Origin of the sequence: Mesorhizobium sp. BR115XR7A, from assembly GCF_020165315.1 — a bacterium.
In the GTDB taxonomy this organism is placed as follows: Bacteria; Pseudomonadota; Alphaproteobacteria; order Rhizobiales; family Rhizobiaceae; genus Mesorhizobium; species Mesorhizobium australicum.
Genome location: NZ_JAIUHW010000012.1, coordinates 37052 through 59041, shown reverse-complemented (window position 1 = coordinate 59041; position 21990 = coordinate 37052). Strand labels below are relative to the sequence as shown.

Below are 21990 nucleotides of genomic sequence, written 5' to 3'. Positions count from 1 at the left end.
TCATCGATCGGAAGGTCGTCAACGGCAATCAGACTTTCGTCCTTGGCAGACTTTCGTCCTTGGGGTGGCATATCCGTTTTTCCAACCCCATGCGTGGTAGTCGGCTGCCACCACCTTTCTTCACCGGCGCGCATAATCACCTTCGAAAGCACGAAGCTGCGGAGTCTGATTTGGCGAAGGCAATCCACACCATGATCCGGGTTCTCGACGAAGCCCGCTCCATCGATTTCTACACCAACGCATTCGGCCTTGAGGTCGCCCAACGGCTGGACTTCGAGACCTTCACGCTGGTCTACCTCAGCAATGCCGATGCGCCTTTCGAGGTTGAGTTGACCGTCAACAAGGGGCGCGCGGAGCCCTATGCGCTGGGCGACGGCTATGGTCACCTCGCGGTCTCGGTCGCCGATCTCGACAGCGAACATGATCGGCTCGGCGCACTCGGCCTCAATCCGAAGAAGATCGTCGAATTCAGCCGCGACGGTTCGCTCATCGCCCGCTTCTTCTTCATCGAGGATCCCGACGGTTACAAGGTCGAGGTCCTGCAGCGCGGAGGGCGCTTCCAATAGAGACAACCGGCCGTGCGGACCGGCGCGGCGCCAGCAACGGCACTCTTCGAGTGCGAACAGCAAGCAGGGAGGAAAACATGGTCACGATCCACGAGGGGAAGCCCGGGCTTTCACGGCGCGAACTTCTCAAACGCGGCGGCGTCGGCGCGCTGCTCGTCATTTCCGGCAGCGCCGTCATCAGTCCGCAACATGCCTGGGGGCTGGAAACCTCGGCTCTGAAGCCCGAGACAATGGCGACGCTGATCCAGCTGGCGCGCGATATCTACCCGCATGACCAGGTCCCTGACAAATATTACGCCGTCGCGGTCAGGGGCCATGATGAGATGGCCGCCAAGGACAAGGCTCACAAGGAGCTTATCGAAAACGGGATCGCCGATCTCGACAAGAGAGCCGGCGAGGGCGGTTATCGCGGGCTCGGCTGGGAAGAGCAGCGGGTCGCGCTGCTCAGGGACATTGAGGGTACGGCCTTCTTCCAGGCGGTTCGCGGCGGTCTTGTCGTCAGCCTCTACAACCAGAAGGAGGTCTGGCCGATCTTCGGCTACGAGGGCGAATCCTATTCCAAGGGCGGCTACATCGCGCGGGGATTCAGCGACATCGAGTGGCTCTGACCCGCTTCGCCTCAACCGCATTCAATTGATTTCATGGGAGGAAACCATGGCAGCAGCATTTGATCTGAAAAACGACGGCGTGGTCGTCATCATCGGCTCCGGCGCCGGCGGCGGCACGCTCGGCAACGAACTGGCGCAGAAGGGCATCGATGTCGTCATCCTCGAGGCCGGTGCCCGCCACGAATATGAGGACTTCATCAACGACGAGTGGGATTCGTTCGCTCAGCTCGCCTGGACGGACAAGCGCACCACATCCGGCGATTGGCGCGTGGCCAAGGATTTTCCCAACCTTCCGGCCTGGATCGTCAAGTCGGTCGGCGGCTCGACCACGCACTGGGCAGGCGCATCGCTGCGCTTCCAGGAGCATGAGTTCAAGACGCTGTCGACCTACGGCAAGCTGGAAGGCGCCAACCTTTTGGATTGGCCGGTGACGCTGGCCGAGATGGAGCCCTATTACGCCAAGGCGGAAGCCAAGATGGGCGTCACCGGCACCAATGGCTGGCCGCGCCTGCCGGGCAACAACAATTTCAAGGTGCTAAAGGCCGGCGCCGACAAGCTCGGCTACAAGGAATGCCATACCGGCAACATGGCGATCAACTCGGTGGAGCGCGACGACCGCAATTCCTGCCAGCAGACCGGCTTCTGCTTCCAGGGCTGCAAATGGGGCGCCAAATGGTCGACGCTCTATACCGAAATCCCGAAGGGCGAGGCGACCGGCCACCTCGAGGTCCGGCCGAACGCCATGGCGATCAAGATCAACCATGACGCCTCTGGAAAGGTCACCGGCGTCGTCTATGCCGACAAGGACGGCAAGCTGCAGGAGCAGAAGGCCCGCATCGTGGCGGTCGCCGGCAATTCGATCGAGAGCCCGCGCCTGCTGCTCAATTCCGAATCAGCCAAGTTCCCGCACGGCCTTGCCAACTCGTCGGGGCAGGTGGGCAAGAACTACATGCGGCATACCACGGGATCAGTCTATGCCATCTTCGACAAGCCAGTGCACATGTATCGCGGCACCACCATGGCCGGCATCATCCGTGATGAGGCGCGCCATGATCCGTCACGCGGTTTTGTCGGCGGTTACGAGTTCGAGACGCTGTCGCTCGGCCTGCCCTTCATGGCTGCCTTCCTGAACCCTGGCGGCTGGGGGCGTTCCTTCACCACCGCGCTCGACCACTACGACCACATGGCCGGCCTGTGGATCGTCGGTGAGGATATGCCGCGCGAGGAGAACCGCATCACGCTGCATGGCGACGAGAAGGACGAGCACGGCATGCCGATCGCCGATGTGCATTTCGACGACCATGCCAACGACACGGCAATGCGCAATCATGCCTACAAGCAGGCCACGGCGCTTTACGATGCGGTCGGCGCCACACGCACTTTCCCGACGCCACCCTATCCCTCGACGCACAATCTCGGCACCAACCGGATGAGCGAGAAGGCCGCCGACGGCGTCGTCAACAAGCATGGCCAGGCACACGACATCAAGAACCTGTTCGTGTCGGACGGCAGCCAGTTCACGACGGGTGCGGCCGAAAACCCGACCCTGACCATCGTCTCGCTGGCGATCCGCCAGGCCGACTATATCGCCGCGCAGATGTCGGCGAAAACCATCTGACCTCCCGACTGCCTGCTGGCGCGGAACTTGACCAGTTCCGCGCCCTTTTTTCATGGCCTCAGGCGCCGACCGGCTGGCGGTCCTTCGGCAACATCCAGATGAGATGAGAAGACGGGCAGGGTTGCAGACCGAGGCGGTGTCATTGCCAGGGAAGATCTATTGATTGCTTCCGCTGGTGCAGGTCGTGGCGGTGAAGGCGCCGTCGGGCTGCTTCATGATGATGTCGAAGGAGGGCGGACTCTGGCCGTCCAGCGTTGCCTGGGTGAGCGAGAGCGAGTTGCCGCCAGTGGTGTAACCGCCAACTGGTCCCAACCAGGAGATCACGCCGTTTGCATCCATCTGGTAGTTGTAGCCCTGCTGCGCGGTCCCGAACGTGACCGGGCCGTTGTAGACGTTTCCCTTGATGGTGATGTCGCCGAGGTTGAGGAACATGCCGAGCAGGTAGGCCTCGCAGTGATAGATGCCGTCGGGCATCCTGCCGTCGCTGAAGTCGGCTCGGGCCGCTCCGGTTGCCGCCGCCAGAGCCACTATGCCGATGAATATGCGTGAAATGGCTGATGTCATGATGCCGTCCGCTTGAACGACCAAGCTTGCCCTATTTTTGCGCCGCGCCGCAACATTTGCCGTCGGCGATCTGCCTTCGAGATCAAAATATAGGCATCTAAAGAAAATGGGCAAAACTTAGGCATATGCCTTGTGCATTGCGCAAATTTCCCTCAATCAATTTTTAACCGGCGCTCTTTGTTTCGTTCAATCTAATATGGCAACGCACTGATAACATGTATCTATTTTGCGCTTTTCCGCATGCCTTCAGCGGTTGGCACGGGGGTTGCATTGCATAGTCGCGGTGCAATCAACCAGCTTGGGAGTCTTCCGCATGAGGGGTAATTTCTCGACAATAGCAAAAATGTTCTCGGCGAGCGTAGTTGCCGCCGGCCTGGTGATGTCTGCTCCGGCCAGGGCCGCCGATGATACGATCAAGGTCGGCATTCTTCATTCGCTGTCGGGCACGATGGCGATTTCAGAGACGACGCTGAAGGACGCCATGCTGATGCTCATCGACGAGCAGAACGCCAAGGGCGGCCTGCTCGGCAAGAAGCTCGAAGCGGTCGTCGTCGACCCGGCTTCCAACTGGCCGCTGTTCGCCGAAAAGGCGCGTGAGCTGATCTCGAAGGACAAGGTCGCCGCGGTGTTCGGCTGCTGGACCTCGGTGTCGCGCAAGTCGGTGCTGCCGGTGTTTTCCGAACTCGACAATATCCTGTTCTATCCGGTCCAGTATGAGGGCGAGGAAAGCGAGCGCAATGTCTTCTACACGGGTGCCGCGCCGAACCAGCAGGCCATTCCGGCCGTCGATTACCTGATGAGCGAGGATGGCGGTTCGGTGAAGCGCTGGGTGCTCGAAGGCACAGACTACGTCTATCCGCGCACCACCAACAAGATCCTCGAAGCCTATCTGAAGGCCAAGGGCGTCGCGGCCGAAGACATCATGGTCAACTATACGCCGTTCGGCTTCTCCGACTGGCAGACCGAAGTCTCGGCGATCAAGAAATTCGGCTCGGCCGGCAAGAAGACCGCCGTCGTCTCGACCGTCAATGGCGATGCCAACGTGCCGTTCTACAAGGAACTCGGCAACCAGGGCATCAAGGCCGAGGACATCCCGGTCATGGCCTTCTCGGTCGGCGAGGAAGAGCTGGCCGGTCTCGACACCGCGCCGCTGGTCGGCCATCTCGCCGCCTGGAACTATTTCGAGAGCGTCGATACGCCCGAGAACAAGAAGTTCATCGCCGACTGGCACAAGTTCATCAAGAGCGACAAGCGCACCACAAACGACCCGATGGAAGCTCATTATATCGGCTTCAACATGTGGGTGAAGGCGGTTGAGAAGGCCGGCACCACCGATCCGGACAAGGTCATCGACGCCATGATCGGCGTTTCTGTGCCAAACCTGACCGGCGGCTACTCGACGATGATGCCGAACCATCACATCACCAAGCCGGTGCTGATCGGCGAAATCCAGGCCGACGGCCAGTTCGAAACGGTTTCGCGCACGCCCGGCCTTGTGATGGGCGACGAATGGTCCGACTACCTGCCGGACTCCAAGGATTTGATCTCCGATTGGCGCAAGCCGCTGTCGTGCGGCAACTTCAACGTTGCCACCGGCAAGTGCGGCGGCAAGGGCACAAACTGATCCTCCCCGGGCTGGGCCTTCATGCCAAGCCCAAGACCGCACGCGTCCGGACGGTTTCCTCCACTGTCCGGACGCGCCCATTTCAAACCTTCAAGGGTTAACTCAAGCCGATGACCTTGATCCGCACGATTGGCCTGACGCTGTTGTTCCTGCTGGCGACACTGTCGTCGTCGGGCGCAGGCGAAGCCGATCTGCGCGCCATCATCGCCAAGTTCGCGAGCGCCAAGGGCTTTTCCGAGACCGGAGCCGTCGTGCATGACCTCGCCGCCACCGGCGATCCTTTGGTCGAACACCCGCTTTCGGCACTCGCCGATGGCAATCTCTATATCCGCAAGGCCGATTCCCTGGTCTTCGTCGGCAAGGAAACCGGCGAAAGCGTCCAGCTTTTCGATCCGCTCAGCAGCGAAGCATCCGGCGAGGCGGCCAAGGACGACGTCGCCAAGATCAAGGTCAACAACACACTGCGCCGCGTCATCCGCGATGCGCTCGGCACGTTGACGCTTGGCGCCAAGGATCCGGCTGTGCGGCTGGCCGCCGCCGGCACCATGTTCAAGACGCCCGACGCAGCCAACATCGAGCCACTCGACACGGCGATTGCCGGCGAGACCGTGGCCAGCGTCAAGGCTCTGCTCGAACAGGCCCGTGCGGCCTCGGTGCTTGTTTCCGACGGGCCTGAGGCCGACAAACTCGCCGCGGTCGCCCTGATCGGCGCGCGTGGCGACCGGGACGCGGTTTCGCTGCTCACTTCGGTCGAGGCCAGTGCCTCCGGCGCGGTCAAGGACGCGGCGACGGCAGCGATCGCCAACATCAATTCGACGCTGGCCCTGTGGGATGCCGGACAGAACATCTGGTACGGGATTTCGCTGGGTTCCGTGCTGCTGCTGGCAGCGATCGGGCTTGCCATCACCTTCGGCGTCATGGGCGTCATCAACATGGCGCATGGCGAGATGGTGATGCTTGGCGCCTATACGACCTTCGTCGTCCAGCAGGTGATCCGGACGTCCCTTCCCAGCCTGTTCGACTGGTCGCTGGTGATCGCGCTGCCGCTCGCCTTCCTGGTCGCGGCATTCGTCGGTCTCATCATCGAGCGCGGCGTGATCCGGTTCCTCTACGGCCGGCCGCTGGAGACGCTGCTGGCAACCTGGGGCGTCTCGCTCATCCTGCAGCAGGCGGTGCGCTCGATCTTCGGACCGACCAACCAGGAGGTCGGCAATCCGTCCTGGATGTCCGGCTCCTTCGACGTCGGGCAACTGGCCATCACCTGGAACCGTCTGTGGATTCTGGTGTTCGCGCTCACGGTATTCGGCATGTTGCTCTATGTGATGAAGCGCACGCCCTGGGGGCTGCAGATGCGCGCCGTCACCGCCAACCGGCGCATGGCCGCCTCGATGGGTATCAGGACGCCCTGGGTCGACGCGCTGACCTTCGCGCTGGGATCCGGCATTGCCGGTATCGCCGGCGTCGCGCTCAGCCAGATCGACAATGTCTCGCCCAATCTTGGTCGCGGCTACATCATCGACAGCTTCATGGTGGTCGTCTTCGGCGGTGTCGGCAATCTCTGGGGTACATTGGTCGGCGCCTTTTCGCTCGGCATCGTCAACAAGGTTCTCGAGCCCTATGCCGGCGCGGTGCTCGGCAAGATCGTCGTGCTGGTGCTGATCATCCTGTTCATCCAGAAGCGCCCGCGAGGCCTGTTCGCGCTCAAGGGCAGGGCGGTGGAAGCATGATATCGGGACGCTTCTTTGCCGCCGGCGCGGATCGCCGCATCGCCATCACCATCTTCATCCTGCTGGCGGTGGCTATAATCGTGCCGGTGCTTAACCTGGCCGTCTCGCCGACAAGCGCCTTCTACATTCCGTCCTACATCGTGGCGCTGACCGGCAAATATCTCTGCTATGCACTGCTGGCGCTCTCGCTCGATCTGGTCTGGGGCTATTGCGGTATCCTCTCGCTCGGCCACGGCGCCTTCTTCGCGCTCGGCGGCTATGCGATGGGAATGTATCTGATGCGCCAGATCGGCTCGCGCGGCGTCTACGGCAACCCGATCCTGCCCGATTTCATGGTGTTCCTGAACTACAAGGAATTGCCCTGGTTCTGGACCGGTTTCGACCATTTCTGGTTCGCCGCCATCATGGTGCTGGCGGTGCCCGGCCTGCTTGCCTTCATCTTCGGCTGGTTCGCCTTCCGCAGCCGCGTCACCGGTGTCTACCTCTCCATCATCACCCAGGCGATGACCTATGCGCTGCTGCTTGCCTTCTTCCGCAACGACATGGGTTTCGGAGGCAATAACGGCCTGACCGATTTCAAGGATATTCTGGGCTTCAACGTGCAGGCCGATACGACCCGTTCGGCACTGTTCGCAGCCAGCGCGGTGATGCTGGCACTCGCCGTTTTCATCACCTGGGCGATCGTCGGCTCCAAATACGGCAAGCTGCTGATGGCCGTGCGCGACGCCGAGAGCCGCACGCGTTTCCTCGGCTGGCGGGCCGAGAACGTAAAGCTGTTCGCTTTTACCGTTTCGGCCGTCATGGCAGGCATTGCCGGCGCGCTCTACGTGCCGCAGGTCGGCATCATCAATCCAGGCGAATTCGAGCCGGCCAATTCGATCGAGGTGGTGATTTGGGCGGCGGTCGGCGGCCGCGGCACCATTGTCGGGCCGATCATCGGCGCGTTGCTGGTCAATGCCGGCAAATCCTGGTTCACCGGCGTGCTGCCGGAATTCTGGCTGTTCGCGCTCGGCGGCCTGTTCGTCGCCGTCACCTTGCTCCTGCCCAAGGGCATCATCGGCATGTGGGACAGCTGGCGCGGCAATGCCAGGGCGCTGCGCGTGGCGTCCCAGGCTGAAGAAGCCGGCGCCGAGGTTGGCATCGCGTCCGCGACCTCGAAGCCCGCTCGCTCGCCGGCGAGAAACCCAGGCGAATGGTCCTGGTCCGACCCCGAACCGCAGGCGGCGGAGTAGGCGACCATGAGCAAATCCAACACTATCCTCTATCTCGACGGCGTCTCGGTGTCCTTCGACGGCTTTCGCGCCATCAACAATCTGTCCCTGGTGCTCGACAAGGGCGAGATGCGCGCCATCATCGGCCCCAACGGCGCCGGCAAGACGACGATGATGGACATCGTCACCGGCAAGACGAGGCCGGATGAAGGCGAAGTGTTCTTCGACGGCCAGGTGGACCTGACCAGGCATGACGAAGCCGAGATCGCCATGATGGGCATCGGCCGCAAATTCCAGAAGCCGACCGTTTTCGAAAGCCACACGATCGAAGAAAACCTGATGCTGGCGCTGAAGGGACCGCGTTCGATCTTCCCGGCGCTGTTCCATCGCCAATCGCCCGCCGAGGCGCGGCAGATCGATGACATCCTTGGCATCATCCGGTTGGGCGACAAGCGCCGCGAACTCGCCGCCAATCTTAGCCACGGCCAGAAACAATGGCTCGAGATCGGCATGCTGCTGGCGCAGGACCCGAAGCTGCTTCTGGTCGACGAGCCGGTGGCCGGCATGACCGATGCCGAGACCGAGGAAACCGCGCGGCTGCTCAGGGATATCGCCCGTGACCACTCGGTCATTGTCGTCGAACACGACATGCATTTCGTCCGCGAACTCGGCGTCAAGGTTACCTGCCTGCATGAAGGCTCGGTGCTCTCGGAAGGGACGCTCGATTTCGTTTCGGCCGACGAGCGCGTCGTCGAAGTCTATCTGGGGAGATGAGCATGCATTGGCGGGTTCAATTCCATCGCTTCGATCTGTCTTTGCTGAGGTTCTGGAGAAGGCGCTGACATGCTCGAGGTTTACAATGCCACGCTGCACTACGGCGCCGCCCAGGCGTTGCGCGGGGTGTCGCTGAAGGCGGGTGCGGGCAAAATCACCTGCGTGCTCGGCCGCAACGGCGTCGGCAAGACCAGTTTGATGAGATCGATCGTCGGCCATAACCGGCTGACGAGCGGAAGCGTTGCCTTCGAGGGGAAGGCGCTCGACCGGAGCGCGGCGTATGACCGCGCCCGGTCGGGCATCGCATTCGTGCCGCAGGGCAGGGAGATCTTTCCGCTGCTCAGCGTGCGGGAAAATCTCGAGTCCGGCTTCGCGCCCTTGAAGCGCGCCGACCGCAACGTGCCTGCGCACGTCTTCGAGCTGTTTCCGGTGCTGAAGCAGATGCTTGGCCGCCGTGGCGGCGATCTTTCCGGCGGCCAGCAACAGCAGCTCGCCATCGGCAGGGCACTCGTGATGCGGCCGAAGCTGCTGGTGCTCGACGAGCCGACCGAAGGCATCCAGCCCTCTGTCATTAAGGATATCGGCCGCGCCATACGCTATCTGCGCGACCAGGCCGGCATTGCGGTGCTGCTGGTCGAACAGTATCTCGATTTCTGCCGCGAACTCGCCGACGAGGTCAACATCATGGATCGCGGCCAGATCGTCCACACCGGCCCGGCGGAAGATTTAGACCGGGCCGATGTCCGCAAATTCCTCACGGTCTAGAATCGGTGCCAGACTTCATTGAAGATTTGAAGTTATTGGCAAGTCCAATATTTCCTACATCCATCATCTGCGTCTCTGGCACATGCAATATCGCATGCTAGTCTTTCCGTGGCTTTGTGAGTCGGCCGTTTCCGTATCAGTCTGGTTATCGCAGATCGCGGCGCGGCAAAGGCCCTGCAAGTTCCACGCAAGCAAGGCTTCCTAGCTTCCCGATCTGATTGTCGTTCAAACGCGTTTGGGCACACAGGCTAAGGGACAGCCATGGAACGTTACGTCGAGGACTACCAGAAGCGGCGGCTTACCGAACGCGTCGACATCATCGCCGCCATCAACATTCTGAGGTCACAGGGCTGTGACTACGACGACCTGATCGAGGAGATCACCAAGGTCTTCTATGTCGACCTCGATACCTTCAATGAAATCGTCATGGCGGCCTAATGCATGTCGCCCGGCGGGCTTGGCATGATACGCGCGTTTAGCTCGCGCGTCGGAATGGCGAGGCCGTGACGCGGTTGCGACCTCCCCGCTTGGCGTCATAGAGCGCCTTGTCGGCGGCGCTGAGCACCTTGTCCAGGCTGATGCCCTCTTTGCTGCCAAACGCAAATCCGGCGCTGACCGTACAGGTGAGGGAACCGGTTTCGGTTTCTATCAGTCGCGTCGCGAAAGCCGCCCGGATACGCTCGGCTGCTTCCTCGACCGCCTCCGGCAGCGTGCGCTTCAGTACCAGCGCGAATTCCTCGCCGCCCATGCGCGCGGCGACGTCGGCCGGTCGAAGGTTGGCTGCCAACTCGTTGGCGAACACCCTCAGCACTTCATCGCCCGCCGCATGGCCGAATTCGTCGTTGATGGTTTTGAAGTTGTCGAGGTCGAAGACGACCACCGCGGTAAAGGCGCCGACCGGGACATGGCCATGCATGTCGAACAGCGCGCGCCGGTTGAGCAGGCCGGTCAGGGAATCCGTCTGGGCGTTGCGATGGTGATGCCTCGCCAGACGCCCCTGATTGAGGGCAAGCGACAGCGCGCCAATACCTGTCATGCTGGCGATAACCACGATGAGACTGAGCTCCTCGGCCCAGTTGCTTGGTGCATGTCCAAGCACCAGTTTTCCTTCCCAGGCGAGAACCATGGCGCAGAGCCCGAACGAGGTGGCCGTGGCCGAATAGAGCGCGGTGATGCCGATCGTCAGCGCGGGTGCCTCATCACGGCCCTTCCAGTATTCGAACGCCGTGGCGAACAGGAGCACGGCGGCAAACATGTTCTCCGCCATGAAGCCGAGGCCATCATAACCCAGAGCCATGGGGGGCAACGCTATCGCCAGGGAATAGCAACCCCACAGGGCCCGCGGCAGTGGCGAGCCGCCGGTTCGGAACTGATAGGCCGCACCCAGCATGGTCGAAAAGCCGATCAGCAGAAACGCCGAGGTGGCGATGCCGAGCAGGCGTCCCGGCATCTCGATATAGGCGTCGTAGATAAAAATATCGCCGACCACGAACACCAGGCTGATCGCCCATGTCAGCAGGAATTTTTCCGAGCGGGCGGTCAGCCACATGCCGAACAATGTCAGGCTGAGGCAAGCTGCCGAGAAACCGACGGCCAGCAGAAGTGACGTGTAGTCGAGCGACATGCCCTCTTTCCCTGCCGGCGGCGGTCCCAGCTCTGCGGCTTGGCGTCGGTGCATTCATGCGGCAAGGAAGTGTCGATAAGGTTACGATCGTGGCGAAGATGCCCAGGAACAGGCGCTTTGCTACGCTCAATACGCATAGGCTATGCGCCTATTGTGTGCAGCTGGACACCGACTGACGCCTTTTCAGTCGGCTACGCGCTTCATCAATGCCATCGCCCCGAACGGCGCCCGGACCTTGCCCTCGGTGATGAAGTAGACGAACACGTCGCGGGGCTGGACCGGGGCATCGGTGGCGGGGTCGGCGCGCCGCAGATCGGCCGGCTGCTTGCCCTGCGCCCAGATCTTGGCCCGCGCCGCCCATTCGTCGAGGCCCGTTGGCGTATAGCAATCGGGATTGTCGTCGCTGCCGGTCTGCAGCCGCGCATAGATGAAATCGCCAGTGATGTCGGCGATGTCAGGATATTTGGCATGGTCGGCATAGACGATCGCCGCCTTGTATTTGCGCGCGAGCGCTGGGAATTCCGGCACGATGAAACTGTCGTTGCGCACTTCAAGCGCGTGGCGCAGCGCGACACCATCCTGCTTTTCCGGCAGCAGCTTCAGAAACGCCTCGAAATCGTCCGGATCGAACTTCTTGGTCGGCGCGAACTGCCACAGGATCGGTCCCAGCTTGTCGCCGAGCGCGGCAACGCCGGAGCCCAGGAAACGCATCATCGATTCACCGGCTTCCCCCAGCACGCGCCGGTTGGTAACGAAGCGGTTGCCTTTCAGCGAATAGACGAAACCGTCAGGCGCCTCGCTGGCCCATTTGACGAAGGTCGGCTCCTTGAAGCTGGAATAATAGGTGCCGTTGACCTCGATGCTGGGCACCTGGCGGCTGGCGTATTGCAGCTGCTTGGCCTTCGACAGCTTGTCCGGATAGAAGGACGTGTCCCAGGGTTCGAAGGTCCAGCCGCCCATGCCGGCGCGGATTGTTCCCGATTTGCTCATTGTCGTCCTCCCAGATTTCTAAAAGCGATCAAGTTCTAGCAGCCACGCCGATCGCCTTCGCCATGTCGACGAGGATCCACCCTGGCCGATAGGGGTTTGGGCGGCGACCCGTTTCGCGATAACCATAGGCGATATAGAGCGCGATGTTCCGCTCCATCTTCGCGTTGGTGTAGAGCCGCACCTCCAGCAAGCCCCACAGACGCGCCTGTTCATCGGCGTGGTTGAGCAGCGTGATGCCGAAACCCCTGCCTTGAAAGCCCGGGGCGACGGCGACGGAGAAGATCATCGCGTGATCGGGATGGCGCTCCAGCGTGATCACTCCGGCAAGTTCATCGCCGCTCTCCAGCAGCCAGACCTGGCCCTGGGCAATACGCGGCGCGTAGTCCTCGGTAACCGGGATCGGCGGTGCATCGAGTATGGCATTGTAGGGAGCGTAGGCGGCTTGCGTCAGCGCGACGATCGCGGCGAGATCTTCAGGGCCGGCAAGCCTCATGCCAAAGCTGCTCTGGACCGTGATGAGATCATCCTTACCCATCACTCCGCCGCTTCGCGTTTGCCTCCGGGGCGTCGCTCCAGCAGTTCCTTCAGGAACTGGCCGGTGTAGCTGCGCTTTTCGCGCACGATCGCTTCCGGCGTGCCCGAGGCGACCAGTTCGCCGCCGCCATCACCGCCCTCGGGGCCGAGGTCGAGCACCCAGTCTGCGGTTTTTATCACTTCGAGATTATGCTCGATGACCACCACCGTATTGCCTTGGTCGACCAGTTCGTGCAGCACTTCCAATAGCTTGGCGACGTCATGGAAATGGAGACCGGTGGTCGGTTCGTCGAGGATGTAGAGCGTCTTGCCGGTCGCCTTGCGCGACAGTTCCTTGGCGAGCTTGATGCGCTGCGCTTCACCGCCGGACAGCGTCGTCGCCTGCTGGCCGATATGGATGTAACCAAGGCCGACCTGCTTCAGCGTCTCCAGCTTGTCGCGTACGCCGGGTACGGCGGCGAAGAAATCGACGCCTTCCTCGACGGTCATGTCGAGCACGTCGGCGATCGACTTGCCCTTGAACAGCACGTCGAGCGTCTCCCTGTTGTAGCGCTTGCCGTGACAGACGTCGCAGGTGACGTAGACGTCGGGCAAAAAGTGCATCTCGATCTTGATGACGCCGTCGCCTTGGCAGGCCTCGCAGCGGCCGCCCTTGACGTTGAAGGAGAAACGGCCGGGCTGATAGCCGCGCGCCTTCGCTTCCGGTAGCCCGGCGAACCAGTCGCGGATCGGCGTGAAGGCGCCGGTATAGGTGGCGGGGTTCGAACGCGGCGTGCGGCCGATCGGCGACTGGTCGATGTCGATGACCTTGTCGAGGAACTCCAATCCCTCGATGCGGTCATGCTCGGCCGGATGTTCGCGCGAGCCCATGATGCGGCGCGAGGCCGCCTTGAACAGCGTCTCGATCAGGAAGGTCGACTTGCCGCCCCCCGATACGCCGGTGACGGCGGTGAAGGTGCCGAGCGGGATTTCGGCGGTGACGTTCTTCAGATTGTTGCCGCGCGCGCCGACGATCTTCAGCCGCCGGTTTTTCTTCGCCTCGCGGCGCACGCCGGGCGTTGCCACTTCGAGCGCGCCCGACAGATATTTGCCGGTGATCGAATTGGGGTTGGCCATCACCTGCTGCGGCGTGCCCTGGGCGATGATCTCGCCGCCATGGATGCCTGCGGCCGGACCCATGTCGACAACGTAGTCGGCATGCAGGATTGCGTCCTCGTCGTGCTCGACGACGATCACGGTGTTGCCGATGTCGCGCAGGTGCTTGAGCGTATCGAGCAGGCGCGTGTTGTCGCGCTGGTGCAGGCCGATCGACGGCTCGTCCAGCACGTAGAGCACGCCGGTGAGGCCTGAGCCGATCTGCGAGGCCAGCCGGATGCGCTGGCTTTCGCCACCCGACAGCGTGCCGGAATTGCGCGACAAGGTGAGATAGTCGAGCCCGACATCGTTGAGGAAGCGCAGACGCTCGCGGATTTCCTTCAGGACGCGGACAGCGATCTCGTTCTGCTTGTCGTTGAGCTGCGCCGGCAGGTCGGTGAACCATTTGTCGGCGTTGCGGATCGACTGTTCCGTCACTTCGCCAATGTGCTTGCCGGCGATCTTCACCGCCAGCGCCTCCGGCTTCAGCCGGTAGCCCTTGCAGACCGGGCAGGGCGTTGCCGACATGAAACGCTCGATCTCCTCGCGCATCCAGGCGGATTCGGTCTCCTTCCAGCGGCGCTCGAGATTGGGGATGACGCCTTCGAAGGTCTTGGTCGTCTTGTAGGAGCGCAGACCGTCATCATACTGGAAGGTGATCTCGCGCTCGCCGGTGCCGCGCAGGATCGCTTCCTGGGCTTGCGCTGAAAGATCCTTGAACTTGTCGCCGAGCTTGAAGTCGTACGCCTTGCCCAATGCCTCGAGCGTCTGCGAGTAATAGGGCGAGGTCGATTTCGCCCATGGGCTGACGGCGCCGTCGCGCAGCGACACGTTCTCGTCCGGCACCACGAGGTTGGGGTCGATGGCGCGCTGGCTGCCGAGACCGTCGCAGGTCGGGCAGGCGCCAAACGGGTTGTTGAAGGAGAACAGCCTGGGCTCGATTTCCGGAATGGTGAAGCCGGAAACCGGGCAGGCGAACTTTTCCGAGAACAGGATGCGCTCATGCGTCTCGTTCTTCGACTTGTTGACCGAATCCTCGCCAGTCTGGCTGGCATCGAGCGGCCTGTCGGCGAACTCGGCCACTGCCAGCCCCTCGGCCAGCTTCAGCGCCGTCTCGATGGAGTCGGCAAGCCTTGTGGCAAGGTCGCCGCGAACGACGATGCGGTCGACGACGACGTCGATGTCGTGCTTGTATTTCTTGTCCAGCGCCGGCACATCGGCGATTTCATAGAAGACGCCGTCGACCTTGACGCGCTGGAAGCCCTTCTTCTGCAACTCCAGCAGTTCCTTGCGATATTCGCCCTTGCGGCCGCGCACGATGGGCGCCAGCAGGAACAGGCGCGTGCCTTCCTCGACGGCCAGCACCCGGTCGACCATCTGGCTGACCGTCTGGCTCTCGATCGGCAGGCCGGTGGCCGGCGAATAGGGCACGCCGACGCGGGCAAACAGAAGGCGCATATAGTCGTAGATCTCGGTGACGGTACCGACCGTCGAACGCGGGTTCTTCGACGTGGTCTTCTGCTCGATCGAGATGGCCGGCGACAGGCCGTCGATCTGGTCGACGTCCGGCTTCTGCATCATTTCGAGGAATTGCCGGGCATAGGCCGAGAGGCTCTCGACATAGCGACGCTGGCCTTCTGCATAGATGGTGTCGAAAGCAAGCGACGATTTGCCGGAGCCCGACAGGCCGGTCATGACGATCAGGCTGTCACGCGGCAGGTCGAGATCGACATTCTTCAGATTGTGTTCGCGCGCCCCGCGAATGGAAAGATATTTATGGTCGGCCATGTCAGGTCGCCGCCTCAGATCTGGAATTTGTGGGATCGGCGGGTTTCCCCGGCCATTCCCTATGTAGTTATTTTTGCCGCCACGTCGAGAGACGCCACAATTCTCGACAGAAGTCGTTTAACCGCCTTTCGCGCGAGGGGGCAAGCGGAAAGAACAAAGGCCGAACACGCTCCTGACAAAGCTGTGCGGAAGCTGACCCGAACGTAAGCTCCCGGCGATCACATTTTTCCGTAACCGGCTATTGATGGTTGACGCGGCCAACTCACGGGAGCAGTCTTGCGAAGTCAGCGAAGCCGGCCGTCTATCGATGGCCTCGCCGCCCCAAGGCGGCCTGCGAGACGCCGCAGGCATTTGCGATTTGCGCTTCACGACGACAATGTCGCAACGGACAAGAGGAGCGGAGCATGACGCCACCGGATAGTCCCCCAGGGCTTCAGTTGTTACTGGAGCCGCGGCAGGCATAAGTGCCAAGGGCAGGCGTTTGCGCCACCCGACAAACCGTGACCTGCCGTATCCCTGAAAATCAGAGACTGCTAGTCGGATCGTCGGCTGAATGCCGCGAAGCATCCGAAATCAAACGCCGGCAGTACACTCCCGGCAAAAATGGATTTGAGATCCAGAAAAGCCCCGTCCGTTTGCCCAAGGCACGGCGGGGCTGTTCTTTTGGCGGGCTCCAGTTGGAAGGCCCGATCTTTGCCTATCTGGGTGGCTTGATCCCGCCAACTCCGACATCGACGGTGATGCTGCCGGAAATCCTGACATCGGTATTGCCGATCTTGAACTGCCCGTTGCCGCTGCTGGGGAACGCGTCGTCGGGTTCGGGCACCGGGGCGGGCTTTGCGATGCGATAGTCGCCGGTTACGCCGGGCAGGGCGCCTTTCCGAACCGACGACGAGGCCTCGTCGGCAAGTGCCGACCTGGACACAAGGCCGACGATGGCAAGCACCATGGCGGCCGTGACACGGTGCGATGTTCTTGATCGATGAGTGTCGGTCATCCCTTGTTATAGGGGCCTGCCGCCACCGGAGCCAGAGCGGGATCGTCAAATCTTCGACAAGCAGCAGGATTTGACCTCACTCTGGTCTTACGCAGCCTTTTTGCGGGTGTCGAACACATGGTCGACGATGCCCCAGGCCTGGGCCTCGCGGGCGGTCATGAAATGGTCGCGGTCGAGCGTGCGCTCGACGTCTTCATAGCTGCGGCCGCAATGCTGGGCGTAGAGTTCGGTCATGTGGCGTTTGGTCTGGCCGATGCGTTCGGCGTGCCGCTGGATGTCGGAAGCCTGGCCCTGGAAGCCGCCCAGCGGCTGATGTAGCAGGATGGTGGCGTTGGGTAGTGCGATGCGGCGCCCGGCGGTGCCCGCCATCAGCAGGAACGATCCCATCGACGCGGCAAAGCCCATGCATACGGTCGACACCGGGCAGCTGATATACTGCATCGTGTCGTAGATGGCGAAGCCGCTGGTCACCATGCCGCCGGGCGAGTTGATGTAGAGCGAGATCTCCTTCTCGGGATTGTCCGACTCCAGCGACAAAAGCTGCGCGCAGACCAGCGCCGAGACGTCATCGTTAATCTCCCCGTTGACGAAGACGATGCGCTCGCGCAGCAGCCGCGAAAAAATGTCGAATGCACGTTCGCCGCGGCTCGATTGCTCGATTACCATCGGCACAAGACTGGCAACACCGCCCATTTTTCTGTCTCCAATTTTCCGTGTTCAAGCCGCGTGCAGCAGCAGAAGGCGTGGGGTGTTCGCGGCTATAGGCGTGCCGGTCCCGTGCAGCGAAAGCCGGCAGCCTGCCCCCGCCATGGCCACGGCCGGCATCGCCTTGCGAGCAAAGCCGTCATGGACGATGCGCAGATGCGTGCCGCCGGAAACGGTTCGGGCGAGTGTGAAGGTGACGGTGCTGTCGAGTGGGTGCGCGGCATCGTCCGACCGCTCGCGCCAGGAATAGCGCAGCAGGCGTTCGGGCTCGGCATCGAGAATCTCGCATTCGATCGCCGCGTCTTGACCGGCGAAGGCAAAGCGGCTGCCGGTCTGCGGCCTGATGTCGTTGGGCATCATCCAGGCGGCGAGCAGTTCCGGCACGGTCAGCGCCCGCCAAACCTTTTCCGGCGGCTCGGCAAGATCGTATTCGAACTCAATCGCATCGGGAGAGACTTCGCTTTGGCTGTTCATTGATCCATGTCCTTCAAAACCGTCTTCAGCCTTTCGATGCGCTCCGGCCAGAAGGTACGGTAGCGTTCGATCCATGAGAGCAGCGGGGCAAGCCCCTGCGGATCCGCACGATAATAGGCGTTGCGGCCGGCCCGCCGCTCGACCACGAGGCCGGCGCCCCGCAGCACCGCCAGATGCTGCGACACCGCCGGTTGCGACACCGTCAGGCCGCTGCGCAATTCCGACACGCTCATCTCGCTTGTGGCGAGACGCTCAAAGACGGCGCGGCGTGTCGGGTCGGCCAAGGCGCGGAAAATCTCTGCTTCGATCATGACAAAAGCATAAGTCGATACTTATCGATTTGGCAAGCGCTGTTTTGAGACCCATATGCGGCGTTCCGGCATTGCTGCCATTCCTTGACAATTGGCCGCAGTGCATATAGGAACGAAAAGGGAACAAAAACCTTGTGGGAAAAGCCAGCCTTGGCAAGCGGCTGACGTGCGTAGCCTGTAAGGTGCTGCGACAAAAATTTGTTTCGGATAGCGCGGAGAAATATCATGGCGGGTAGCGTCAACAAGGTCATTCTGGTCGGCAATCTCGGCGCTGACCCTGAAATCCGCCGCCTGAACTCGGGCGAGCCGGTCGTCAACATTCGCATCGCGACGTCGGAAAGCTGGCGCGACAAGAATTCCGGCGAGCGCAAGGAAAAGACCGAGTGGCATAACGTCGTCATCTTCAATGAGGGCATCGCCAAGGTGGCGGAGCAGTATCTGAAGAAGGGCATGAAGGTTTATGTCGAGGGCCAGCTGCAGACGCGCAAATGGCAGGACCAGACCGGTGCCGACAAATACACGACCGAAGTCGTGCTGCAGAAATTCCGCGGCGAGTTGCAGATGCTCGACGCGCGTGGCCAGGGTGAGGGCGGTCAGGTTGGCGGCTACAGCGGTGGCGGCAGCAGCCGTGGTTCCGATTTCGGCCAGTCGAGCCCGAACGAAGGGTTCAACCGCGGTGGCGGCAACGCTCCCAGGGGCGGCGGTGGCGGTGGTTCGTCGCGCGAACTGGACGACGAAATTCCGTTCTGATCGAAAGCCGCACCAAATAGCGAATGCCTTTACTTGATATGCCCCGAGGGTCCGCATGGACTTTCGGGGTTTTGCATGGTGGTTTTGAGCTGACGTTGGCGCGATCAGAGACGTAAGAGGACTGGCGATGAAGGCACGGGTAAAATGGGTCGAGGAGCGCACCTTCGTCGGCGAGTCCAGCAGCGGCCACAAGGTCGTGCTGGGCACGGCGTCAGGCCCGGAAGGCAAGACGCCGGGACCGAGCCCGATGGAACTGGTGCTGATCGGCACCGGCGGCTGCTCGGCCTATGATGTCGTCCATATCCTCGAAAAGGGGCGCGAGGCCGTCGAGGATTGCGTGGTCGAGCTCGATTCCGACCGCTCCGAAACCGATCCCAAAGTGTTCACCCGCATCCATATGCATTTCATCGTCAAGGGCCGGGCGCTGTCCAGCGACAAGGTCAAGCGGGCAATCGACCTTTCGATCGAAAAATACTGCTCGGCCTCCGCCATGATGGCCAAGACCGCGACGATTACCCACGACTTTGAAGTCATCGATACGACCACAAAATAAGCGGGCCTACGAGGCCATCAGCGCCTTGATGCCATCTGCCACGAACTGCACGGCCAGTGCCGCCAGGATAACCCCGAGCAGGCGGGTCAGGATCGAGCGGCCGGTCTGGCCGAGGATGCGGTCGATGCGTTCCGACAGCACGAATACCAGATAGGTTATGACGAGGCAGACAAGAATGATGCCGACCAGGGCCGCCTGCGCCGCAAAACCCTGAAACGAGCCTGAGAGCAGCACCGTCGCTGAAATCGCGCCGGGGCCGGCGATCAGCGGGATCGCCAGGGGGAAGGCGGCGATGTTGTGGATCATGTCCTTGGTGATGGCGACGTCGCCGATCTTTTCCTTGCGGTCCTGCCGGCGCTCGAACACCATTTCGAAGGCGATGAAGAACAGCAGGAACCCGCCGGCGACACGGAACGCCGGCAAGGTGATGCCGAACACCGACAGGATCGATGCGCCGGCCACCGCAAACAGCGCCATCACCAGAAAACCGATGACCGAGGCGCGCACGGAAACCTGGCTGCGCTCCTCGCGGTTCATGCCGCGCGTCACGGCGAGGAACAGAGGCGCCAGCCCAGGCGGATCGATGGTCACGAGAATGGTGACGAAGGCATTGAACAGGCTGTCGAAACTCGGCATCGCTGACCCTCCCGCCGGGCCAAGCCCGTACCCACATTGGTAGAGCAAAGCCCGGTCGGTGGGAACAGTCAGAACCGCAGGTTAGGCGGCAGCGCCGCAATAGGCCTCCAGGCGATAGCCGTCCGGATCGACAACGAAGGCCGCGTAATAGTTCTCGCCATAGTCGGCGCGCAGGCCCGGTCCGCCATTGTCGCTGCCGCCTTCGCGCAACGCCCCGGCATGAAAGGCACCGACGCTATCCCGTGTCGGCGCGGCGAAGCAGAAATGCAGGCCGGATCTTTCGTCCGCCGGCACCGGGCGCGCCGCCTCGTTGACCCACAGCGCGACAGCCTGGGGCGCGACAGCCTGGACACCATAGCCGAGCGAACCTGACGATTGGCTGACGCAAGTGAAGCCGAGCGGCCTCAGCGCGGCATCGTAGAAACGTTTGGAGGCAGTGACGTCGCGAACGCCGATCGAGATATGATCGAACATGGTTTTCTCCATTGTTACTAAGGGTTGTGGGGTCATCTTTCGGATTGACGACGCGCCAGGAACTCGACTTCGAGGTGCCAGTCCGCGCCGTCATGCGAGCGCTCGCCGAGCCATCGGAAGGAATTCTCGGTGATGCGCGAAAAGCTCCAGCGTACCGAGGAACCAGTGCCGTCGGCGCCGACCTGCACGATCGTGCCGCCTTCGGCGCGGCCGAGCTGACGGCTGAAATACTGGTTGCGCGGGTCGCTCCAGAAGATGTGCCAGGCATCGATTCCGGGGTCATAGACCCGCAGCGTCGTGCCGTAAAAGGTCCATTTACCAAGCGATGGCGAGGGGCCGGCGTCACGCGCGGGCAGGATCCAGACGTCCTGGATGGCGCGGCCTTCCAGCGCCCAGCCGAAGTGCACCTCGCCGCGTCCGGTCAGCACCGTGCCGTCCTCGAGATGGCGCGCGGCGTCGAACGTCCAGGCACCGACGAAGCGGCCGTAAAGGTTCAGTTTTTCGGCAAGCCCTTCGATCGGTCCGGGACTGTGCAAGGCTTCGGCAAATGTGAATTGGTCGGGCATGGCTGCGATCTCTTCTTGTCAGGAGACCGCGAGCAATAGGTGCCGCCGGGGTTTTGGGCTTGGGAAAAATTGCTATATTTCAGCCATGACGGCGACCGCGAATACCCTTGCATCCGGACCTGGCTGGCACGTGGCGGATGTGATCTGCACGGCCAGCGCCGGCGATCGGCCGTTCGAGGAAGTCCATCGGGATTTTTGCGTCGCGGCGGTCACCAGTGGCACCTTCCGCTATCGCGCACAGCAAGGCACCGCAATGCTCGCGCCAGGCAGCCTCCTGCTTGGCAATTCCGGCACATGCTACGAATGCGGGCACGAGCATGGCAGCGGCGACCGTTGCCTCTCCTTCCATTTCGGGCCGGCCTTTATGGACCGGATCGTCGCCGACGTACCGGGCGCTGGGAAGCTCACCTTCGAGACGCCCCGCCTGCCGCCGTTACCCGCCATCGCACCGCTGCTGGCCGAGGCGGAAGCCGCGCGCGACATGGCCGACGCAGGCGCCTTCGAGGAACTTGCCCTGCGCATCGCCGGTGCCGCCGTGGCGACAATCTCAGGCGCAAGGCACGCCAGTCGCGATCCAAGCCGCCGCGACCAGAAAAGGGTTGCCGAGGCGGTGAGGCGGATCGAACTGGATGCCGACGGACCGGTCTCGCTTCCAGCGTTGGCGGATGAGACCGCGACCAGTCCCTATCATTTCCTGCGCACCTTTCGGCAGGTCGCCGGCATGACGCCCTATCAGTACCTGCTCAGGACCCGATTGCATCGCGCGGCGGTGCGATTGCGCACGTCCAACGATGCCATCTCGGCAATTGCTTTCGAAGCCGGCTTCAACGATCTGTCGACTTTCAACCGCCGGTTTCGGCGGGTCATGGGCGAGACGCCGGGCCGGTATCGGTCCGGGCGGGTTGGCAGCCGCTGAAAAGTTGCCACGAGGTCCAATTGATCGCGCTCGCGGCGTTCGTCTGGGGAAAACGGTCCATTGCCGGCTTTTGCCTTGGTG

The 21990-nt window shown here is 62.1% G+C and carries 24 protein-coding genes; 12 read left to right on the top strand and 12 right to left on the bottom strand.

Features of this window, described 5'->3' with window-relative positions; genetic code table 11:
• Positions 1 to 170 precede the first annotated feature (170 nt).
• The 3 genes from LB557_RS23960 to LB557_RS23950 all read left to right on the top strand — a co-directional run bounded on the left by LB557_RS23960 (position 171) and on the right by LB557_RS23950 (position 2792).
• Complete coding sequence (locus tag LB557_RS23960; protein ID WP_224643147.1) at positions 171 to 566, top strand: VOC family protein; 396 nt, start codon at positions 171 to 173, stop codon at positions 564 to 566.
• Between the two features lie 77 nt (positions 567 to 643).
• Positions 644 to 1174, top strand: coding sequence for a gluconate 2-dehydrogenase subunit 3 family protein (locus tag LB557_RS23955; protein ID WP_224643146.1), 531 nt, complete (start codon positions 644 to 646; stop codon positions 1172 to 1174).
• A 46-nt stretch (positions 1175 to 1220) separates the two neighbouring features.
• Complete coding sequence (locus LB557_RS23950) at positions 1221 to 2792, top strand: GMC family oxidoreductase (RefSeq protein WP_140821788.1); 1572 nt, start codon at positions 1221 to 1223, stop codon at positions 2790 to 2792.
• Positions 2793 to 2948: 156 nt separating this feature from the next.
• Here the strand turns inward: LB557_RS23950 and LB557_RS23945 are convergent, their stop codons facing one another.
• The gene (locus tag LB557_RS23945) at positions 2949 to 3356 is read right to left on the bottom strand and encodes a hypothetical protein (RefSeq protein ID WP_224643145.1); all 408 of its coding nucleotides are present in this window, start codon (positions 3354 to 3356) and stop codon (positions 2949 to 2951) included.
• A gap of 343 nt (positions 3357 to 3699) precedes the next feature.
• Here LB557_RS23945 and urtA point away from each other — a divergent pair, with 343 nt between their 5' ends.
• The 6 genes from urtA (at position 3700) to LB557_RS23915 (ending at position 9895) form a co-directional block, all read left to right on the top strand.
• Positions 3700 to 4980 (top strand): urea ABC transporter substrate-binding protein, encoded by a 1281-nt coding sequence (gene urtA / locus LB557_RS23940; RefSeq protein WP_224528120.1) that lies wholly within the window; start codon positions 3700 to 3702, stop codon positions 4978 to 4980.
• 110 nt (positions 4981 to 5090) lie between these two features.
• Positions 5091 to 6707: an urea ABC transporter permease subunit UrtB gene (urtB, locus tag LB557_RS23935; RefSeq protein WP_015317698.1), complete on the top strand. Its 1617-nt coding sequence runs from the start codon at positions 5091 to 5093 to the stop codon at positions 6705 to 6707.
• Complete coding sequence (urtC, locus tag LB557_RS23930) at positions 6704 to 7939, top strand: urea ABC transporter permease subunit UrtC (protein WP_015317699.1); 1236 nt, start codon at positions 6704 to 6706, stop codon at positions 7937 to 7939. Before urtB ends, urtC begins: the two co-directional genes overlap by 4 nt.
• A 6-nt stretch (positions 7940 to 7945) precedes the next feature.
• Entirely contained in the window at positions 7946 to 8692 is a 747-nt protein-coding gene (gene urtD / locus LB557_RS23925; protein ID WP_015317700.1) for an urea ABC transporter ATP-binding protein UrtD, read from the top strand.
• Between the two features lie 69 nt (positions 8693 to 8761).
• On the top strand, positions 8762 to 9457 hold the full coding sequence (gene urtE, locus LB557_RS23920; RefSeq protein ID WP_224643144.1) for an urea ABC transporter ATP-binding subunit UrtE: 696 nt from the start codon (positions 8762 to 8764) through the stop codon (positions 9455 to 9457).
• A gap of 261 nt (positions 9458 to 9718) precedes the next feature.
• Positions 9719 to 9895, top strand: a complete 177-nt coding sequence (locus LB557_RS23915) for a hypothetical protein (RefSeq protein WP_013531844.1) — start codon at positions 9719 to 9721, stop codon at positions 9893 to 9895.
• A 37-nt stretch (positions 9896 to 9932) separates the two neighbouring features.
• Here LB557_RS23915 and LB557_RS23910 read toward each other — a convergent pair whose 3' ends face one another.
• From LB557_RS23910 to LB557_RS23875, 8 genes are all read right to left on the bottom strand, one after another.
• Positions 9933 to 11081 (bottom strand): GGDEF domain-containing protein, encoded by a 1149-nt coding sequence (locus LB557_RS23910; RefSeq protein ID WP_224643143.1) that lies wholly within the window; start codon positions 11079 to 11081, stop codon positions 9933 to 9935.
• A gap of 183 nt (positions 11082 to 11264) precedes the next feature.
• Complete coding sequence (locus LB557_RS23905; RefSeq protein ID WP_224643142.1) at positions 11265 to 12071, bottom strand: DUF72 domain-containing protein; 807 nt, start codon at positions 12069 to 12071, stop codon at positions 11265 to 11267.
• Between the two features lie 28 nt (positions 12072 to 12099).
• Positions 12100 to 12606, bottom strand: a complete 507-nt coding sequence (locus LB557_RS23900) for a GNAT family N-acetyltransferase (RefSeq protein WP_411970570.1) — start codon at positions 12604 to 12606, stop codon at positions 12100 to 12102.
• A complete protein-coding gene (gene uvrA / locus LB557_RS23895; protein ID WP_140664219.1) occupies positions 12606 to 15527 on the bottom strand; it encodes an excinuclease ABC subunit UvrA in 2922 nt (973 codons plus the stop codon). The genes LB557_RS23900 and uvrA overlap by 1 nt, the downstream gene beginning before the upstream one ends.
• A 697-nt stretch (positions 15528 to 16224) precedes the next feature.
• Positions 16225 to 16524, bottom strand: coding sequence for a hypothetical protein (locus LB557_RS23890; RefSeq protein ID WP_140873759.1), 300 nt, complete (start codon positions 16522 to 16524; stop codon positions 16225 to 16227).
• An 87-nt stretch (positions 16525 to 16611) separates the two neighbouring features.
• Positions 16612 to 17217: an ATP-dependent Clp protease proteolytic subunit gene (locus LB557_RS23885; protein WP_015317707.1), complete on the bottom strand. Its 606-nt coding sequence runs from the start codon at positions 17215 to 17217 to the stop codon at positions 16612 to 16614.
• A gap of 24 nt (positions 17218 to 17241) precedes the next feature.
• Positions 17242 to 17703, bottom strand: a complete 462-nt coding sequence (locus LB557_RS23880; RefSeq protein WP_140616308.1) for an SRPBCC family protein — start codon at positions 17701 to 17703, stop codon at positions 17242 to 17244.
• Positions 17700 to 18014: an ArsR/SmtB family transcription factor gene (locus tag LB557_RS23875; RefSeq protein ID WP_015317709.1), complete on the bottom strand. Its 315-nt coding sequence runs from the start codon at positions 18012 to 18014 to the stop codon at positions 17700 to 17702. Before LB557_RS23875 ends, LB557_RS23880 begins: the two co-directional genes overlap by 4 nt.
• A 225-nt stretch (positions 18015 to 18239) precedes the next feature.
• On the opposite strand from LB557_RS23875, the gene LB557_RS23870 reads away from it, so the two are divergent.
• The gene (locus LB557_RS23870) at positions 18240 to 18764 is read left to right on the top strand and encodes a single-stranded DNA-binding protein (RefSeq protein ID WP_023773877.1); all 525 of its coding nucleotides are present in this window, start codon (positions 18240 to 18242) and stop codon (positions 18762 to 18764) included.
• A 127-nt stretch (positions 18765 to 18891) separates the two neighbouring features.
• Complete coding sequence (locus LB557_RS23865; protein WP_224643141.1) at positions 18892 to 19317, top strand: OsmC family protein; 426 nt, start codon at positions 18892 to 18894, stop codon at positions 19315 to 19317.
• A 6-nt stretch (positions 19318 to 19323) separates the two neighbouring features.
• On the opposite strand, the gene LB557_RS23860 is transcribed toward LB557_RS23865, so the two are convergent.
• From LB557_RS23860 to LB557_RS23850, 3 genes are all read right to left on the bottom strand, one after another.
• Positions 19324 to 19953, bottom strand: a complete 630-nt coding sequence (locus LB557_RS23860) for a MarC family protein (RefSeq protein ID WP_015317712.1) — start codon at positions 19951 to 19953, stop codon at positions 19324 to 19326.
• Positions 19954 to 20034: 81 nt separating this feature from the next.
• Complete coding sequence (locus LB557_RS23855) at positions 20035 to 20427, bottom strand: VOC family protein (protein ID WP_224643140.1); 393 nt, start codon at positions 20425 to 20427, stop codon at positions 20035 to 20037.
• Between the two features lie 32 nt (positions 20428 to 20459).
• Positions 20460 to 20993 (bottom strand): hypothetical protein, encoded by a 534-nt coding sequence (locus tag LB557_RS23850; RefSeq protein ID WP_224643139.1) that lies wholly within the window; start codon positions 20991 to 20993, stop codon positions 20460 to 20462.
• An 85-nt stretch (positions 20994 to 21078) separates the two neighbouring features.
• Between LB557_RS23850 and LB557_RS23845 the strand changes: the two genes are divergently transcribed.
• Entirely contained in the window at positions 21079 to 21909 is an 831-nt protein-coding gene (locus LB557_RS23845; protein WP_224643138.1) for a helix-turn-helix transcriptional regulator, read from the top strand.
• The last annotated feature ends 81 nt before the right edge of the window (positions 21910 to 21990 follow it).

Bases quoted from the DNA above. Each gene is read 5' to 3' on its own strand.
- LB557_RS23850 (WP_224643139.1), bottom strand. From the start codon at position 20,993: ATGCCCGACCAATTCACATTTGCCGAAGCCTTGCACAGTCCCGGACCG.
- LB557_RS23875 (WP_015317709.1), bottom strand. From the start codon at position 18,014: ATGATCGAAGCAGAGATTTTCCGCGCCTTGGCCGACCCGACACGCCGC.
- LB557_RS23845 (WP_224643138.1), top strand. From the start codon at position 21,079: ATGACGGCGACCGCGAATACCCTTGCATCCGGACCTGGCTGGCACGTG.
- LB557_RS23865 (WP_224643141.1), top strand. From the start codon at position 18,892: ATGAAGGCACGGGTAAAATGGGTCGAGGAGCGCACCTTCGTCGGCGAG.
- LB557_RS23950 (WP_140821788.1), top strand. From the start codon at position 1,221: ATGGCAGCAGCATTTGATCTGAAAAACGACGGCGTGGTCGTCATCATC.
- LB557_RS23915 (WP_013531844.1), top strand. From the start codon at position 9,719: ATGGAACGTTACGTCGAGGACTACCAGAAGCGGCGGCTTACCGAACGC.
- urtA (WP_224528120.1), top strand. From the start codon at position 3,700: ATGTTCTCGGCGAGCGTAGTTGCCGCCGGCCTGGTGATGTCTGCTCCG.
- LB557_RS23885 (WP_015317707.1), bottom strand. From the start codon at position 17,217: ATGGGCGGTGTTGCCAGTCTTGTGCCGATGGTAATCGAGCAATCGAGC.
- urtB (WP_015317698.1), top strand. From the start codon at position 5,091: ATGACCTTGATCCGCACGATTGGCCTGACGCTGTTGTTCCTGCTGGCG.
- LB557_RS23890 (WP_140873759.1), bottom strand. From the start codon at position 16,524: ATGACCGACACTCATCGATCAAGAACATCGCACCGTGTCACGGCCGCC.
- LB557_RS23880 (WP_140616308.1), bottom strand. From the start codon at position 17,703: ATGAACAGCCAAAGCGAAGTCTCTCCCGATGCGATTGAGTTCGAATAC.
- LB557_RS23870 (WP_023773877.1), top strand. From the start codon at position 18,240: ATGGCGGGTAGCGTCAACAAGGTCATTCTGGTCGGCAATCTCGGCGCT.
- LB557_RS23855 (WP_224643140.1), bottom strand. From the start codon at position 20,427: ATGTTCGATCATATCTCGATCGGCGTTCGCGACGTCACTGCCTCCAAA.
- LB557_RS23905 (WP_224643142.1), bottom strand. From the start codon at position 12,071: ATGAGCAAATCGGGAACAATCCGCGCCGGCATGGGCGGCTGGACCTTC.
- LB557_RS23900 (WP_411970570.1), bottom strand. From the start codon at position 12,606: ATGGGTAAGGATGATCTCATCACGGTCCAGAGCAGCTTTGGCATGAGG.
- urtD (WP_015317700.1), top strand. From the start codon at position 7,946: ATGAGCAAATCCAACACTATCCTCTATCTCGACGGCGTCTCGGTGTCC.
- urtC (WP_015317699.1), top strand. From the start codon at position 6,704: ATGATATCGGGACGCTTCTTTGCCGCCGGCGCGGATCGCCGCATCGCC.
- LB557_RS23955 (WP_224643146.1), top strand. From the start codon at position 644: ATGGTCACGATCCACGAGGGGAAGCCCGGGCTTTCACGGCGCGAACTT.
- LB557_RS23910 (WP_224643143.1), bottom strand. From the start codon at position 11,081: ATGTCGCTCGACTACACGTCACTTCTGCTGGCCGTCGGTTTCTCGGCA.
- uvrA (WP_140664219.1), bottom strand. From the start codon at position 15,527: ATGGCCGACCATAAATATCTTTCCATTCGCGGGGCGCGCGAACACAAT.
- LB557_RS23945 (WP_224643145.1), bottom strand. From the start codon at position 3,356: ATGACATCAGCCATTTCACGCATATTCATCGGCATAGTGGCTCTGGCG.
- urtE (WP_224643144.1), top strand. From the start codon at position 8,762: ATGCTCGAGGTTTACAATGCCACGCTGCACTACGGCGCCGCCCAGGCG.
- LB557_RS23860 (WP_015317712.1), bottom strand. From the start codon at position 19,953: ATGCCGAGTTTCGACAGCCTGTTCAATGCCTTCGTCACCATTCTCGTG.